The organism is Mycobacterium kansasii ATCC 12478, from assembly GCF_000157895.3.
GTDB lineage: Bacteria > Actinomycetota > Actinomycetes > Mycobacteriales > Mycobacteriaceae > Mycobacterium > Mycobacterium kansasii.
The window spans coordinates 6,382,761-6,398,586 of record NC_022663.1 but is presented as its reverse complement, the minus strand read 5'-3'; the positions used below and the strand labels follow the sequence as shown (position 1 = coordinate 6,398,586).

The following is a 15,826-nucleotide window of genomic DNA, read 5'->3' as shown; positions in this document are numbered from 1 at the left end:
CAATCAGCCTCGCGGCAGGCGGATCTTCCACCGCACGAAGCCGACGTAGAAAACACTGATCAGAACCAGCATGCCCATGTCGAACCACCACGCGCCGGGCGTGTGATGCCAGTGTGAATCCTTGGGGGTCAGCGGGCCGGGCACCAACTTGATCAGGTCGACGGTGGACGCCGAGGCCGCAAATCCCCAGCGCGCCGGTGTGGCCCAAGACATCTGGTCGAGACCGGCACGCCCGGTGACTGGAATCATGCCGCCGGAGAACACCAGCTGCGACATCACCGCGACCACCAGCAGCGGCATGATCTGCTCATTGGATTTGGCGATAGCCGACAACGCCAGCCCGAGCATCGCTGAGGCGACGCAGGTCAACGCGACGTCGGCGAACAGCTCCAGACCCGGCTTGCCCAATGCCACCGCACCCTGCGTCGGGCCGCCCTTGCCGATCAGCACGATGATCGTGACGATCGCCGACTGAACCACCGCGAACACGGTGTACACACAGATCTTGGCGATCAGGTACGCAGTGGTGGACAGGCCGACCGCCTGTTCTCTCCGGAAAATGGGCCGCTCACCGATCAGGTCGCGGATGGTCAGCGCTGTTCCCATGAAGACGGCGCCGACATTGAGCAACACCAGGATCTGGCCGGGCTCGTTGGGGGCATTGCCCATCGGATTGGGGAAACCGAAGCCGACGTCACCGGGTACCGACATCGACAGCGAACCCATGATGAACGGCAGCAGCGCCAGAAAGACGAAGTAGCCGCGGTCGGAGACGATCAACCGGATCTGTCGCCGGGCGATCGTGGAGAACTGCCGGAACAGGCTGGTGTGCGACGGGTCGCCCAACTCGGCTGGTTGCTCGGCCGGCGGTGGTGGCGGCGGCGGGCCCGTGCGCGACAAATACCGGGACTGGGCGCCGTCCGGGTCGTCGGCGACCGTGCTGAAGATGTCGGCCCAGTTGGTGGTGCCCATGGCCGGGCCGATCTGGTTGGGCGGCCCGCAGAACGCCGTCTTGCCGCCGGGGGCCAGCAGCAGCACCTGATCGCAGACGTCGAGGTAGGTCAGCGAATGGGTGACCACCAGGACCACCCGGCCGGCATCGGCCAACTGTCGCAGCATGGTCATGACCTGGCGGTCCAGCGCCGGGTCCAGGCCCGAGGTCGGTTCGTCGAGGATCAGCAGCGACGGTCCGGTCAGCAGTTCCAGCGCCACCGAGGCACGTTTACGTTGACCGCCCGACAGCTTGTCGACCCGGGTCTCGAGATGCTTGGACATCTCGAGTTCCTCGAGTACCCGGGCAACCACCTGTTCCCGGTCTTCCTTGGTGGTGTCGGGCGGCAGCCGCAGCTCGGCGGCATACATCAGCGCTTGTTTGACGGTCAGCTGGCCGTGCACCACGTCGTCTTGCGGGACCATGCCGATCCTGCTTCGCAGCGAGGCGTATTCGGCGTGCACGTTGTGGCCCTCGAACGCCACGGTGCCGCTGGTCGGATGCGTGTAGCCGGCCACCAACCGCGCGAAGGTCGACTTGCCCGCGCCGGAGGGACCGATGACGGCCGTGAGCATTCCCGGGCGCGCGGTCAGCGAAATGTTGTCCAGCAACGTCTTATTGTTCTCGATCGTCCACGTCACCCCGCGCACATCCAAACCGCCGGTGCGCGTCTCCAGCAACGTCTCTTCGCGACGCGCCAGCGCGCCGCCGGCGAAAACCAGGTCGATGTTGCCGATCGTGACGACGTCGCCGTCATGCAGCAGCGCCGATTCGACCCGCACCCCGTTGACGAAAGTGCCGTTGATGCTGCGGTTGTCGCGGATCTCGGTGCCGCCGGGCGTCGGGACCAGGGTGGCGTGGTGGCGCGACGCCAGCACCTCGGGGATGACGATGTCGTTGTCGTCGGCCCGGCCGATCCGCAGCGAGCCGGGCGGCAACTCCCCGGCGGCTTTGCCGGGCCGCAGGATCTTCATCATCGACGTCGCGATGTTGCCCGTTTCACCGCTCGGACGCACGGCTGCCGGAGGCGGCGGACTCGCCGCGGGCGGGCGGTAAATCTGCGGTGCCGGCTGGGGCCCCGACTGCGGCCGGACCGGTTGAGCGCCGGTCGGATAGTGCGGCGGCGGCCCCGACGGCGGCGCGTGCTGTGGCGCGCTGGGCGGTTGGGCCGGAATCCGGGTGGTCGGCGGTGGCTGCTGTGCCGCTTGTGGCTGCGGCGGCGGCTGGTGCGGCTGCCATTGGGCGCCGGTCTGCGGCGCCGCGTGGGCCGGCCAGGGTCCGCTCGGGATTGGCGGCACCGGCATCGCCGTCGTCGGCGGTGGACGCCCGACAGAACCCTGCTGGCGGCGACCGACCTCGAAGTCCAGCGCCGGACCGTCGGGATTGCCGATGTTGATCCGCTGGCCGTCGTGGATGTCGACGACCGGTACGCGGCGGTTGCTGACATAGAGGCCGTTGAGGCTGCCGTTGTCGATGGCGATCCAGCGGCCCTGGTCGAAGCGCAGCAACAGGTGTACTCGCGAGATCAGCGGGTCCGCGACACGGACGTCGGCGCGTAGATCACGGCCGATAACGACATCGTGGCCTGCTGCGAAGGTGCGCTCAGCTCCGTTGTATCGCACGGTCAGCACGGGCGGCGCGACTGTTTGGGTCATCGGGACCAACTGTAACGGCAGCAGCGCCAACTGCAGAACAAGACGTGGATGAGTGTTCGTCGCGGGTAATCAGTTCGCGAACATCGTGCACTGGCCCGAACGCCCACGCGAGGCAGAGACTCGTCAACCAGGTCCGGTATCCGCCGTCGAATCCGGCGGCGCGCAGGATGACATGTGCTTGGTTGCACGAGAGCGCGGATAAAATTCGTTGCCCAACCAGCCCCACGCGATCGATTGGGAAAGCCGGGCAGGTGCCGGCCAGCAGCAAGGAGATCTCGATGCGCCCCTGGAAGCGGCCCGCGGCCGTGTTAGCGACAGCGGTACTGGCATTCACCGCCGTGCCAGAAGTGTTCGCCATCATGGCGCCGTCCGCCCAAGCGAACGCGGATGTGTGCGTCAACGCCGGCCGGCGAGTCTCGGTCAGCGGATGTGCCAACATCGCCGACGCGGTAGCCCCCTACGTTCCGCCCCCGTCTGAATACGCCCCGTTGCCGGAAGACTATCCGCCTCCCCCGCCGCCGGCACCAAACATCAACGTCTGCGCCAATGTCGGCCGGCGCATCAGCGTCAGCGGGTGTGTGTAACCGCTGATTTGTGCCGCGCTATCGGCGCCTAGTGGGTTAAGCCGAGGCGTGACGACACGACCGTCGCCTGCCTAAGGGGCCATGAGCTTCGCTGTGCATGTTGCCTCGGGTTGAACCTTTGTCGCAGCGTATTGCACACCCCCGGCGGCAGGGCGGTCGATGCCACGGGCGCTTTGTCCCATCCATCTGGCACTTGGGGGACCAATCAACCCTAGGCACGCGGGTCGTCAGCGCCAACACTATGCCAAGTCGCGGAAGTCGTGTCCGGACAAGAATTTTCGAGCGCGACTTGATCACCGCGCAGCGGTGCGCGGGTTCTCGACACTAGGAGAAGTGTGCTTGATGTGCGGTGATGCCGAAGGCTGGGCGCGCTCCCGCGCCAGAGCATTCGCCGTACCGAGGCCGAATGCCCTTGTTGATCGCGCGGCGGCGTCTCGGGTCATAACGGGAGGTTCTTGATGATTGCCCAAATCTGGATGGCGTGGCCGCCGGAGGCGCATTCGACGACGTTGAGCAGCGGTCCGGGGCCCGGCCCATTGTTGGCTGCGGCGGACGCGTGGACGTCGCTGAGTACTGAATATGCCGACGCGGCAGCGGAATTGACTGTCTTATTGGCCGGCGTGCAGGCTGCGGACTGGCAGGGCCCAAGCGCCGAAAGCTATGCCGCCGCCCACCTGCCATACGTGGCATGGTTGACGAAGGCCAGCAGCGACAGCCTGGACGCAGCTGCCCAGCATGAAACCGTCGCTGCGGCATATACCTCCGCGTTGGCGGCAATGCCGACCCTCGGTGAGCTGGCGGCCAACCACATCGCTCACGCGGTGTTGATGGCGACGAATTTCTTTGGGATTAATGCAATCCCGATTGCGCTCAACGAGGCCGATTATGCGCGGATGTGGGTCCAGGCCGCGGTCACGATGAGTGTGTACGCTGCCGTAAGTGGTGCGGCGTTGGTCGCGGCACCGCATACCCCCCCGGCCCCCGCCATAGTCAAACACCACGTCGGCCACGTCGGGAGCTTCCCCCCGCCCCCCAAACCTCCCTGGTGGAACATAATCTGGCAGCTGCTTGAAACGCTGGCCCACGTGCTGACCCAGGCGCTATGGGAGTTGGTCTCCGAGGTGGCCCGATTCGGGGTTCAAATGCTCTTCGACCTGCTTCAACTCGTGGTCGCGTACGTGGTCTTGCTTGCCGGCTATGTACTTCAAATGGTGAAGATACTGAACCTTCTGATCAGCGACCTGCTGGTATTGCTGCTGGACCAAGTTCAGCTGGTCCTCATCTTCCTGGATATCACGCTGCGCGCGGCCATGGCGGTGGTCCAGCAGCTGGCCGTGTTCCTGGGGAAGGTGCTGGGAACGCTGTACTGGGCGGTCGACAACGCCGCGGCAGCGGTGGCGCAGGCAATACGCGAGCTGCTCGGTGGTGCCGCTATGGCGGCGGAAATGGTGGGCGTTTCACCGGCTGTGCCGCAAACCGGTGTTGCGACTCCTTTGCCCATGGGCGGATTCGCCACGTCACCCGTCGCGCTGTCGGCCGGAATCGCCCCGGCGACCGGCTCGGCCGCGCATGCGGCCGCAGCGGCGAGCTCGGTGGCGGCGCAGGCCGGCGCTTCCGGTTCTTCAGCAGGGTCGGAAGTGCTGGCATCCGAATCGGGCGCCGAGATCTCAAGTATTGCTGGGACCGCGCCCGACGGGGCCGTCCTGCGACCGGCCGGATTGACCGTATTGAACAGCGAGTTCGGCGGCGACGTGGCGGTGCCGATGTTGCCGGGTACCTGGGATTCAAGCATGGCCAGCTGAGCACCGGCGCCAGCAGCCCTTGCGGCGGACGCGTTCGAGTCCGCGAAACCGCGTGTTCGCAGCGGTGATCAGGGCCAGCCGTTGCTGCGGCGAATCTCCTCGCGGCATTGCCGACGGGTCTGGCCCGTCTGCTGCATGCAGATCCGGATCGGCGATTCCTGCTCGGTGGGCAGCGGCGACTCGGTGGGCTCCGCGGTGGCGGGGATCGTCGGACTCGCGACCGTGCCCGGGGTGAGCGACCAGATGGTGGTGTTGGTGCCCTGCAGGGTCGAGCAGTAGGCGGTCGCCCCGGTCTTGGTGAGGCCGGTACTGCCCTGCGGCGCGCACACGGCGCCGATGACCACGACGGGAGCCGGGGCTGCCGACGTGGTGGTTTCGGTCTGCGCCGCCGCGGTGGTCGACGGTGTGGTCGGCGGCGTGGTGGTGCTAGTCGTGGTAGTGGACGTCGTTGGCGCCGAAGTGGTCGTGGTCGCCGGCGAGCCGGACGTCGTTGCGGACACGACGCGCTCGTCGTCGGCGCGCTGGAACTCGCGAAGCGCCACCAAGGTCGCGATGACCAGCAGTATCGCTAGCAGCGCGGGGATCAGCACGGCTGGTCGCACCAACGACCGTTTGGCCGGCGGTACGGGCACCGCGACGGGTCGGGCGATAGTTTCGTCGGCATCGCCACCACCGCCCAGCCGATGGCCGAGCGCCCGAGCGAAGTCGATGCACCGCTGATACCGGTCCTTGGGATCTTTGGCCAGTGCCTTGGCGAATACCGGGTCGAGGTCCGCCAGGGCGGGCAACCGATCACCGATCGGCGGGGGTGAGGCGCTGAGGTGCTGGCTGATCACCACGGCGGGGTTGGAGTGCTGGAACGGTGGGGTGCCGGTGAGCAGGTGGAACGCCGTCGCCGCCAGGGCGTACTGGTCGGCCCGGCCGTCGAGGTCTTGGCCCATCAGCTGTTCGGGCGCTGCGTAGGACACGGTGCCCACGGTCATATTGGTCGCGGTCAACCCGCTGGCTTCGCCCACCCAACCAGCGATCCCGAAGTCGGCCAACATGATTCGCCGATCTGGGGAGTCTGGCTTGGCGATGAGGATGTTGGCGGGCTTGACGTCGCGGTGCAGCAGCTTGTGTTCGTGGGCGTAGTCGAGCGCTTCGGCCACCGCGGTGATGATGGCGGTGACCTCGGGGCCCGGCATCCCGTTGGGATACCGCTCGCGCAGCAACCGTACGGCATCCACACCGTCGACATAATCCATGTCGATCCACAACTGGCCGTCGGTTTCGCCCCGGTCGTGCACCGCGACAATATGCGGGTGCCACAGCGACGCCGCGGCGTCGGCTTCACGGTTGAAGCGTTCCCGGTACTCGGTGTCGGCGGACACCTCCGGCCGAAGTACCTTCAGGGCGTCCTGGCGGGGCAGTCTCGGGTGTCGGGCCAGGTAGACCTCGCCCATCCCGCCGGAGCCCAGCTGTCGGACGATGGTGTAGCCCGCGAACGTCGAACCTTCGGCGAGCGGCATGGCGGCATCGTAGCCCGCCATGCCGTCGAGGCGCCGAAGATCAGGGTGTCCGGCCAGGTCAGGACCTACCGGCTGTGATCGATCACACGGGTGCTGCGCCCCCGGCTACCGGATTGTCGCGTTTTCGACGCCCGGGCGCCGGCGGATCTGACGGAGCGGCCCCAACCTGGTCTCAGGCCCACGGCGTGCCTCTCGAGACGACGGCCTACGACTGGCAGGAGCACGGGAAACCGCGCTGATGGGCGACGAGCTGGACGAACCGCAGCGGCAGGAATTCGACCAGGAAGTCGACTGGGAGTTGATTGGCTCGCGAAATCCGCGATAGGCGCTAACCGGCTGCTGCAGCGGGCGTGCGCGCCGCGCAACCGTCGGTGACCTCTTTGACGAAGTCGCCGAGGTATCGAATGGCCCGCCTGCCTTCCGGCAAGACGTCCGCCGCCAGCGGGAAATCGTGAATCTGGCCGTCCCACAGGTGCAGATCACACCGGATTCCCGCGGCGGTGAGCCGTTTCGCCATGAGTTCGGCGTCGGCCAGCAACAGTTCGTCTGAACTGGCATGGATGGCGACGGGCGGTAACGGGGATAGGTCGGCGTCCACCGGGGACTCGACCCGACGTGAGGATTTCGGCCGATCCTGTGGAAGCTGCACCTCGCCCAGGTACCGAGCGAACATCGACAGGGCTCCGCAGGTGAACATCGAACAGCGGCGCGCGTTTCGGTGGGCGAGCTTGCGGGCCGGATCGGGATCGGTGAACGGCGAGACGGTGGCGATGCCGGCCGGCTTCGCGAGGTGGCTGCGGATCGCCGACAACGTCGTCATGAACGCCAGGTATCCGCCCGCCGAATCGCCCGCCACCACAACCTGCTCGCCGTCGAAGCCGTGATCCTGCAACCAGGAAAGGCCGCTCAACGCGTCCTCGATCGCGTCGGTGATCTGGTACGACGGCAGCTTGCGGTATCCGACGGTGAGCACACCGGCATCCGCCGCCCTCGACAAGCGGCACACCAGGGAGCGGTGGGTGTTGAGTCCGCAGGTGAGGAAGGCTCCGCCATGCAGGTAAAGAATTGCCCGTGTCGGGGAAACACCCGTCGCTCGAACCCATTCTGCAGCGCAGTGATCGAGGCGTACCGGGTCAATCCTGACCGACGACCGAAAACGCGGCAGCAAACCCGCTAAGCTGTCGATGTAATCAAATGGCCAACGCAAATTCGGTTGGATGGCCCAGGCACGAACCGTGTTCTTTACGATCAACCGGCTGGCAAGTGAGACGGCGATCGATTGCGGACTGTGGCGATGGTGAATTCGCCGGCCATCCGGCTTCCTCGCCCGGGTGTGCCGGGGATTCTTGATCATGACCATTGCGATCAACTCCTCATGATGGCCACTGAATACCCTGGCCGACGGCCACCAAACTGCGGTATCTGCCGGCACCGCGAGTAGGATTCGTCACGTTTATCCGACAAAGAACTGGGTATACCCCTACTGCAATGTGCCGGGCCGTTGGGTACCTGTCGCTTGTGCGCCTGGCTGGTGATAAATGTGCTTCCGCAAATTCGCAACCGTCTTTCCGGGTGTGGCTAATCTATCGTCACCCGGAAAGCCGTCGAGCACCCCCGCTATTCCGCTACTACTGGTAGCGGAAGTGGTCATGGACCGCGGCCGTATGATGAACCGACGCAGGGCAGGTTCGACCCGTCAGCCTGCGCAAAGGGCGCAAAGGAGTCCGTGTGCCGATATTCATGGTCGAGCGCACCTATGCCGAAAAGCTGGAACCCACCTTCGAGGTCGCCGATGGCATCAATCGGATCAATGCCGAGGAGGGTGTTCGTTGGCTGTATTCGTTCCTGTCAGCGGACAAACGAAAGACGTATTGCCTCTACGAGGCACCCTCGCCGGAGGCGATCCGGACCGCGGCTTCGCGGGCCGGTCTTCCGGCCGACGTCATCGTCGAGGTCAGCGAACGCGTCTTGCCGGACGGAGCGTCGACCGACATTTGATCGTCACCCCAGCAGTTGGTGGTCGGCAGCATACATGGCCGCCTGCGTGCGATTGGCCGCCCCGGTCTTGATCAGGATGCTGCGAACATGATTGGCGGCCGTGTTGGTACTGATGTAAAGCCGTTCGCCGATGGCCCGGTTGCTCAATCCCGCTGCCAGCAGCCGCAGCACTTCGATCTCCCGGTCGGTGAGCCCATCCGGACCCGCGAGATCCCCCGTCAGCAACGAATCCACCAGGCCAAGAACCCGCACCTGGCCGATCGGCCCGGCGATGGCACAGGCCTCGTCCGCCAGGCGCCGGGCCGCCTCGGCTCGCCCGCGCGATGCTTCAAACAAGGCTTGGCGGGCCAGCGTCTCGCTCACATGGACTACCGAACCCATCCGCCGGTCCATCTCCAGCGCGGCGCCGAAAAGACGCTCAGCCGCCTGATCGTCACCGCCCAGTGCCGCGATGCGGGCCAGATACCGGTCGGCACTGCCGAACAGCGCGACGAACTGGCCCGCCAACAGGTTCTTGCCGGCATAGCGGGCGATGAACGGGCGCAGCGCGTGCACCGCTTCCCGGTTGCCCAGCGCTAAGGCCGCCTCCGTCATGAACACCAGCTCCATCGTCCACTGAGCCTCGTCGGTGTGGTCGCCGAGATTGCGGTTGAGCAAATGGTTCAGGGCACGGGCCATGCCGCGTTCGCAGTTGAGCTCGGTGTACAGCGCCAGCAGGCCGGGGACCCAGCGGCCGGCGAATCTCTCGCTGCCGTCGACGAAGCCGGCGAATCTGTCCAGCCCGCCGGTTTCGCGGCGGATCATGAACATCTGTACTCCGTGCGAGCCTTCGGTTCCGTCAGCGCCGAACGAATTGCCGGTGCGCAACGCGATGTCGGCCCACCTTTCCGCACCGGCGAAGTCGCCGCGCAGGAATGCCAGTGCTTGCTCGACGCACGCGCTGATGAAACCGAAGAAGGGCTGGCCGCAGGCTTGTACCGATCGCTGCATGTCGGCGGCCGAAGCGGCCAGGGCCTCGGGCCGCCCCGTCAGATAGCTGACCATGGCGCGAAAGTGCGCGGCCGAACCCAGCGCGTCGTAGTCACGACGAGCCTGCGCCGCATGCAGCAGTTCGGTGGACCGCTCCTCCTGGATGGCGCACATGTCCGGCGTCAGGTGCCAAAGGCTCGTCATCAAGGCATGCTGAACCACTGTCGGATCATCGACCGCCCGCGCGAGTTCGATTGCGCGGTCGCTGATTTCGCGGGCACGTGCCGCCTCGCCGGCAAATCCCAGAGCCCGTCCGAAACTGCCGAGAGCGTGGATGTAGCGCGGGTCGTCGGTGTCCAGCCCGCAGCTTTCCAGCGCCGACGCCAGTAGGTCGGCCGCCTTGGAGTCGGCCAGCCCGGGACGCCAGCTCGCGTCCTCGTAACCGACTGCGGCCTCCAGCCGAATCAGCGGGTCCTCGATTGCGCTGATGCGCTCATAGATGGCCCGCGCGCGGGCGAAATCGCCGGCGCGCATGTGGTTGGCCGCCGCCCAGAGGTTGAGCTTTGCCCGGTCGGCGAGCTTCAACTCGGCGAGGGAGGCCGCCCGCTCGTACCACTTGGCCGCGTCCTCGTAGGCCAGGCTCTGTTCCGCCATCCGCGCCGCCTGGCCCGCGTAGCGCAGCGCCTGCTCGTGGTAGCCCAGCACGTGCGCCACCAGGTAATGGTTGGCCAGACGGGGAATCACCGACGGGTCCGCGCGCCCCTGCAGCGCTTCGGCCGCGCGCGCATGCAGAATCCGCAGCCGAGATGCCGCCATCCCACCGAGCACCGCCTCGCGAGTGAGCGCGTGCACGAAGGCGAACTCGCCATCGGAGTCGGGCACCGCCCGTACCAGCCCGACGGCTTCGGCCGAATCGACCGCTGCCAGCGTCGCGGTGAGATCGGTCTGACTGGTCGCGATCAGCGCGGGCAGGTCGAACGTTTGGCCCAGCACCGCTGCCTGCTCGACGACTTCACGGACGGTGGCGCCAAGTCCGCCAAGTCGCCGGGCGATGGCGTCGCCGATCGACGCCGGGACGGTCCGCTGCGAACCCAGCGCCGCTATCCCGCCCCGGATTTCCAGGTGGTTGCACAGTTCGTTGAGGAAGAACGGATTGCCGCCGGTCTTGTCGCGTAGCAGGGCCGCGGTGCTGCGCAGGGACGGCGTGGGCAATTGCTGTGTGCGGCGGACGAACTCGGCGATCGCCTCGGTGTCCAGGCCCTCCAGGTCGAGGCGCCGGACACCGTCGAACCGGTGCAGATCGGCCAGCCGGGTGACCAGCTCCTCGGTGCGGTCCGGTTCGGTGGTGCGGAAGGTGGCCACCACCAGCATGCGGACATCGGCACAGCCGATCAGCACATGTTCGAGCATCGCGAGGGTGGGTAGCTGCGCCCAATGGAGATCTTCGAGCACCAACGCGATCGGGCGATCGACGCTCAGGCGCCGCAAGAAGCCGGTCAACGCGTCGAAAAGAGCCCGCCGGGGCGCCCCCACGTCGTCTTCGGCGGCGACACCGGGCAGATGGCGGTCGACCTCGGTTGTCAGCCGGCGCAGCTGGACTGCCACGTCGGCCAGCAGCTCCCCCATCGACCCCGGCGGACCGGTGGTCAGCAGACGGTCCAGCGCCTCGGTGAACGGCGCATACGGCACGCCCGCGTCGGCCGTCGAACCGCCCACCAGCACCGCGACCCCGTGTTCGGCCAGCGTTCCGGCGACCTCGGCAACCAATCGCGTCTTGCCGGCCCCCGGTTCACCGCCGACGAACACCGCCTGACGGTTACCGCTTTCCACCCGTTCCCAGGCCTGCTCGAATACCGCGAGTTCTGCGTCGCGGCCCACCATCGGACCGCCGCGACGGGCGATCAGCTCGGCTGGAAGCGGTGGCTGCACCCACTGCGCCATGGTGTCAAGGTAATCGCGGTGTCGCGGCCGGTCGATAGTCAGACTTGACTATCGCGGGATGGCTCGACAATCCCTCGTTGTGGTCATGACCTGGGACCTCTGCGCCTCGTAGCGTCTGTCATCAAGACCTGCAGAGCCGAGAGGGAGAAAGCGACATGAGCCTCACCACCGAGACCGACGAACTGCGCACCCGGTTGGGCGCGCAGCTGATCCTGCCCGACGACCCGGGATACGACGAGGCCAGGGCGGTTCACAACGCCATGATCGACAAGCGGCCGGCCATGATCGCGCGCTGCGCATCCGCCGCCGATGTCGCGGCGGCTCTCGAGTTCGCCCGGACATCGAATCTTGCGGTCGCCATTCGCGGGGGCGGCCACAACGGCCCGGGGTTCGGCACCGTCGACGGGGGCCTGGTCATCGACCTGTCGCCGATGAACCGGATCGACGTGGACGCCGACCGGCGTACCGTGCGGGTGCAGGGCGGCGCGACGTGGGGGCAGGTGGACGCCGCGACAAGCGCGCACGGGCTGGCGACGCCGTCGGGCATCATCTCCACCACCGGCGTCGGCGGCCTGACCCTCGGCGGCGGCCACGGCTACCTGTCGCGCAAGTACGGCTTGACCATCGACAACCTGCTCGAGGCTGAGCTCGTGTTGGCTGACGGACGGATGGTGACGGCCTCGGAATCCCAGCACCCCGACCTGTTCTGGGCGTTGCGCGGCGGCGGCGGAAACTTCGGCGTGGCCACGGCGTTTACCTTCCGGCTGCATCCGGTGCCCACGGTGATCTGCGGTCCCACCGCGTGGCCGGCATCGGCCACCGCCGACATCCTGAGCTGGTACCGGGACTACCTGCCCGCCCAGGACGAGGATCTCTACGGGTTCTTCGCCGCCATGACCGTCCCGCCGGTGGCGCCCTTCCCCGAGGCATTCCATCTGCACAAGGCGTGTGCGGTGGTCTGGTGCTACACCGGCGATCCCGCGGCCGCCGAGGAGGTGTTCGCCCCGGTGCGCCAGATGGAGCCGGCCTTCGACGGTCTCGGCGCGGCGCCCTATCCCGCGCTGCAGACCACCTTTGACGCCCTGTATCCCAAAGGGCTGCAGTGGTATTGGCGCGGGGACTTCTTCCGGACCATCCCCGACGGTGCTGTGCAAGCCCACGCCCGGTTCACCGAGGAACTGCCGACCATGCACTCCACCATGCACCTGTACCCGATCGACGGCGCGGTGCACCGCGCCGGCCCAACCGACACCGCCTGGGCGTACCGAGACGTCAACTTCTCACAGGTCATCGCCGGTGTCGACCCGGACCCGGCGAACGCCGCGGCCCTGAAGCGCTGGACGGTGGACTACTGGGACGCCACCCACCCGTATTCGGCGGGCGGCGCGTACGTCAACTTCATGATGGACGAGGGCCAAGACCGGGTCCGCGCCACCTACGGCCCGAACTATCGGCGCCTCAGCGAGGTCAAGGCGACATACGACCCGCACAACGTGTTCCACATCAACCAGAACATCGTGCCGGCGCGATGACGGGCACCGGATGGGTATCACGTCCAGCCTAGGGCTTGCGGAACCATGTACAGCCCGAAGGCGATGACAACCAGGCACAGCGCACGAGTGGTGTACTTGCGTACCCCACTCATGCGCCATTGCTCGGGCAGCGCGCGGGCTTCCAGCACCAGCAGCAGCCCCAGCACGATCGGTAGCAGCAAGGCGTTCATCACTTCGACATCGACCGCCAGATTGACCAGGTCGACGCTGCCCAAGACCAGTGCCGCACCGACGAGGTGAGCAAGGGCGTAGGTGGTGTAGAACTTGGCGGTGGCCCGAGTGGGCCTCTGGTTGAGGGTGTGCTGCCACCCGAAGACCTCCGACAGCCCCCACGCACCGGCCAGCGAAGCGACGATCGCGGCGACCAAGGCCGCGCCCAGCATTCCCAAACCGAACAACACGGTGCCGCCGAGCTTGCCCAGATAGGGGGTCAGCGCACCGGCGATCTGCCCGACGGTTTGCAGCGGCGCCGCCTCCTGATGAGTCCCGATGGTGGCCGCGACGGTCAGCACCACCGCGATCATGATGAGTTGGGTCAGCACCGCGCCGGTGGCGGTGTCGTAACGGGCCTGCCGGATCGTGGCCACCGACAGGTGTTTGTCGACCACCGCACCCTGCTGATAGAAGATCATCCAGGGCATGATGACCGCACCGACGTTGGCCGCGACCAGCAGCAGATAGGACGAGTTGCCCAGCGGCATCGACGACAAGCCGGCCAGCAGCGCGTCGAACTGCGGACGGGCCATCACCATGGCGACCAGAAATGCCAGCTCGGCCGCGCCGATCGCCAGACCGATGCGCTCGACCCGCCGGTAGCTGCCGGTCAGCGCCAACGCCAGCAGCATCGTGGTAGCGATCGGGATGCTGACCCAGCGCGAGACACCGAAGAGTTCGCCGACGCCGGCGACCCCGACGAATTCGGTCAGCAACGCCCCGATCGCCGAGGCGAACAGCGTGAACGCCGACAGCCATGCCCAACCGCGGCCGAATCGCTCTCTGATCAATGCGCCGTGGCCCCGGCCTGTCACGATGCCCAGCCGCACGGTCATCTCCTGAACGACATAGAGGATCGGCATCAAGATCAGTTGCGGCAACACCATCCGATAGCCCCACTGGGCGCCGGACTGCGCCGCGGTGATCAGCGAACCCGCGTCGGTGTCGGCCAGCATCACCACCAGGCCCGGACCCCACACCGCCAGCAGTGCCCACCGCCCGCGGCTGCGCACCGATCTTGGCGACGAACGCTCCTCGGATGTCCTGCTAGCCCCAGTCACGGCTCGACTGACCCCCAGATGTGACGGCAACGCGATGCGCCATACCGGGTTCTTGCCGAAGCCGACACCGGCCTGCCGGTACTCCTTCGAAAGACTGCCAGCCAAGGCGGATGAACGACAACTCGCGCCCGTATCCCAAGATGGTTAAGCATGAACGACCCAATGCACGGCCGCCCGCTGCTCGCCGACCGGGTGGCGGTGGTGACCGGCGGCGGCGGCGGTATCGGCGCGGCGACTTCACGGTTGTTCGCCGAACACGGCGCCCGGGTGGTCGTCGCCGACATCGACCCCGACCTCGCCCAGCAAACCGTCGCAGAGATCGGTGACCCGGCCTTCGCGGTCGTCACCGATGTCCGCGACGCCGGCCAGGTCCGTGCGCTGGCCCGGACCGTGCTCGACCGCTGCGGCCGGGCCGACGTGCTGGTCAACAATGTGGGCCACTGGCTGCGCCACCCCGGCGATTTCGTCGACACCCACCCGGAACTGTGGGACGAGCTCTACCGGGTGAACCTGCACCACGTGCTGTTGGCCACTCACGCGTTCCTGCCGGCGATGATCGATCGGCATGCCGGCGCGATCGTCAACGTGTCGTCCGTGGAGGGACTGCGCGGTTATCCGGAGGATCCGGTGTACGCCGCCTTCAAGGCCGCCGTCATCCACTTCACCCGCAGTCTTGCGGTCCAGGTCGGCCACCACGGAGTCCGGGTCAACGCGATCGCTCCCGACGTGACGGAATCACTGCAGGTGCCCTATTCGCAATGGTTGTCCGACGACGAAAAAGCCCAATGGCCGCAATGGGTTCCGGTCGGACGGATGGGCGTGCCCCTGGATCAGGCCCGTGCGATTCTGTTCCTGGCCTGTGATCTGTCAGCCTTCGTCACCGGTCACACCATCCCGACCGACGGCGGCACCGGCGCAGCCGGCGGATGGTTCCGCTCCTCGCGCCGGCCCGACCGGGAATGGACGAATCGCCCCATCGCCCCCTAGCACGCCGGCACCCGCGCCCCGGGGATTCCCATTCGGTGGGAACGGGAAGACTGAGCAGGTGACCGTGCCCGACGTGGAAGCGTTCGACAAGCTGGTGTCCCTGCTGGACTACCCGATTTTCGTCGTCACCGCCGCGGCCGGCGGCGCCCCGGCCGGCTGCCTGGTGGGGTTCGCCAGTCAGGCCAGCATCCATCCCCCGCGCTTCCTGGTCGGCCTGTCCCAGCAGAACCACACGTTCCGGGTGGCGGCCGGCGCCGACCATCTGGCGGTGCACCTGTTCGACCGTGAGCATCTCGACGTCGTCGAGCTTTTCGGCAGCCGTAGCGGCGACACCGTCAACAAGTTCGACCGTTGCTCGTGGCATCTCGGCCCGGCGCGGACACCCATTCTCGACGACGCGGCGGCATGGTTCGTCGGCAGGATTCTGGATCGGTTTCCGCTCGGCGACCACGTCGGGTATCTGCTGGAACCGGTGGACGGCAGCCCACCGCACCAGTTGGAACAGTGGGTGTCGTTCCGCGACGTTCGCGGCCTGCCGCCGGGCCACGAGGCCTAGATTGC

The 15,826-nt window shown here is 66.9% G+C and carries 11 protein-coding genes; 6 read left to right on the top strand and 5 right to left on the bottom strand.

Going from position 1 to position 15,826, the window contains the following annotated elements:
- Positions 1-3: 3 nt before the first annotated feature.
- Entirely contained in the window at positions 4-2,646 is a 2,643-nt protein-coding gene (locus MKAN_RS27580; RefSeq protein WP_036394258.1) for an FHA domain-containing protein, read from the bottom strand.
- A gap of 278 nt (positions 2,647-2,924) precedes the next feature.
- Between MKAN_RS27580 and MKAN_RS27575 the strand changes: the two genes are divergently transcribed.
- Positions 2,925-3,230 carry a hypothetical protein gene (locus tag MKAN_RS27575; RefSeq protein ID WP_036394260.1) on the top strand — a complete coding sequence of 102 codons (306 nt, stop codon included), beginning with the start codon at positions 2,925-2,927 and terminating at the stop codon, positions 3,228-3,230.
- 458 nt (positions 3,231-3,688) lie between these two features.
- Positions 3,689-5,032, top strand: a complete 1,344-nt coding sequence (locus tag MKAN_RS27570; protein ID WP_023374034.1) for a PPE family protein — start codon at positions 3,689-3,691, stop codon at positions 5,030-5,032.
- Between the two features lie 68 nt (positions 5,033-5,100).
- On the opposite strand, the gene MKAN_RS27565 is transcribed toward MKAN_RS27570, so the two are convergent.
- Complete coding sequence (locus MKAN_RS27565; protein ID WP_036394264.1) at positions 5,101-6,543, bottom strand: serine/threonine-protein kinase; 1,443 nt, start codon at positions 6,541-6,543, stop codon at positions 5,101-5,103.
- 328 nt (positions 6,544-6,871) lie between these two features.
- Positions 6,872-7,897, bottom strand: coding sequence for an alpha/beta hydrolase (locus MKAN_RS27560; RefSeq protein WP_042314104.1), 1,026 nt, complete (start codon positions 7,895-7,897; stop codon positions 6,872-6,874).
- 374 nt (positions 7,898-8,271) lie between these two features.
- Between MKAN_RS27560 and MKAN_RS27555 the strand changes: the two genes are divergently transcribed.
- On the top strand, positions 8,272-8,541 hold the full coding sequence (locus tag MKAN_RS27555; RefSeq protein WP_023374028.1) for a DUF4242 domain-containing protein: 270 nt from the start codon (positions 8,272-8,274) through the stop codon (positions 8,539-8,541).
- Between the two features lie 3 nt (positions 8,542-8,544).
- Here MKAN_RS27555 and MKAN_RS32655 read toward each other — a convergent pair whose 3' ends face one another.
- Positions 8,545-11,451 (bottom strand): ATP-binding protein, encoded by a 2,907-nt coding sequence (locus tag MKAN_RS32655; RefSeq protein ID WP_023374026.1) that lies wholly within the window; start codon positions 11,449-11,451, stop codon positions 8,545-8,547.
- A 155-nt stretch (positions 11,452-11,606) separates the two neighbouring features.
- Between MKAN_RS32655 and MKAN_RS27545 the strand changes: the two genes are divergently transcribed.
- Positions 11,607-12,983: an FAD-binding oxidoreductase gene (locus MKAN_RS27545; protein WP_023374024.1), complete on the top strand. Its 1,377-nt coding sequence runs from the start codon at positions 11,607-11,609 to the stop codon at positions 12,981-12,983.
- 17 nt (positions 12,984-13,000) lie between these two features.
- Here the strand turns inward: MKAN_RS27545 and MKAN_RS27540 are convergent, their stop codons facing one another.
- Positions 13,001-14,230, bottom strand: coding sequence for an NRAMP family divalent metal transporter (locus tag MKAN_RS27540; RefSeq protein WP_023374021.1), 1,230 nt, complete (start codon positions 14,228-14,230; stop codon positions 13,001-13,003).
- Positions 14,231-14,428: 198 nt separating this feature from the next.
- Between MKAN_RS27540 and MKAN_RS27535 the strand changes: the two genes are divergently transcribed.
- Both MKAN_RS27535 and MKAN_RS27530 read left to right on the top strand, forming a co-directional pair.
- Positions 14,429-15,265, top strand: a complete 837-nt coding sequence (locus MKAN_RS27535) for an SDR family NAD(P)-dependent oxidoreductase (RefSeq protein ID WP_023374019.1) — start codon at positions 14,429-14,431, stop codon at positions 15,263-15,265.
- A 58-nt stretch (positions 15,266-15,323) separates the two neighbouring features.
- Entirely contained in the window at positions 15,324-15,821 is a 498-nt protein-coding gene (locus MKAN_RS27530; protein ID WP_023374017.1) for a flavin reductase family protein, read from the top strand.
- The last annotated feature ends 5 nt before the right edge of the window (positions 15,822-15,826 follow it).

Coding starts and splice junctions, on each gene's coding strand:
- MKAN_RS27580 (WP_036394258.1), bottom strand. CDS start 2,646: ATGACCCAAACAGTCGCGCCGCCCGTGCTGACCGTGCGATACAACGGA.
- MKAN_RS27575 (WP_036394260.1), top strand. CDS start 2,925: ATGCGCCCCTGGAAGCGGCCCGCGGCCGTGTTAGCGACAGCGGTACTG.
- MKAN_RS27570 (WP_023374034.1), top strand. CDS start 3,689: ATGATTGCCCAAATCTGGATGGCGTGGCCGCCGGAGGCGCATTCGACG.
- MKAN_RS27565 (WP_036394264.1), bottom strand. CDS start 6,543: ATGCCGCTCGCCGAAGGTTCGACGTTCGCGGGCTACACCATCGTCCGA.
- MKAN_RS27560 (WP_042314104.1), bottom strand. CDS start 7,897: ATGATCAAGAATCCCCGGCACACCCGGGCGAGGAAGCCGGATGGCCGG.
- MKAN_RS32655 (WP_023374026.1), bottom strand. CDS start 11,451: ATGGCGCAGTGGGTGCAGCCACCGCTTCCAGCCGAGCTGATCGCCCGT.
- MKAN_RS27545 (WP_023374024.1), top strand. CDS start 11,607: ATGAGCCTCACCACCGAGACCGACGAACTGCGCACCCGGTTGGGCGCG.
- MKAN_RS27535 (WP_023374019.1), top strand. CDS start 14,429: ATGAACGACCCAATGCACGGCCGCCCGCTGCTCGCCGACCGGGTGGCG.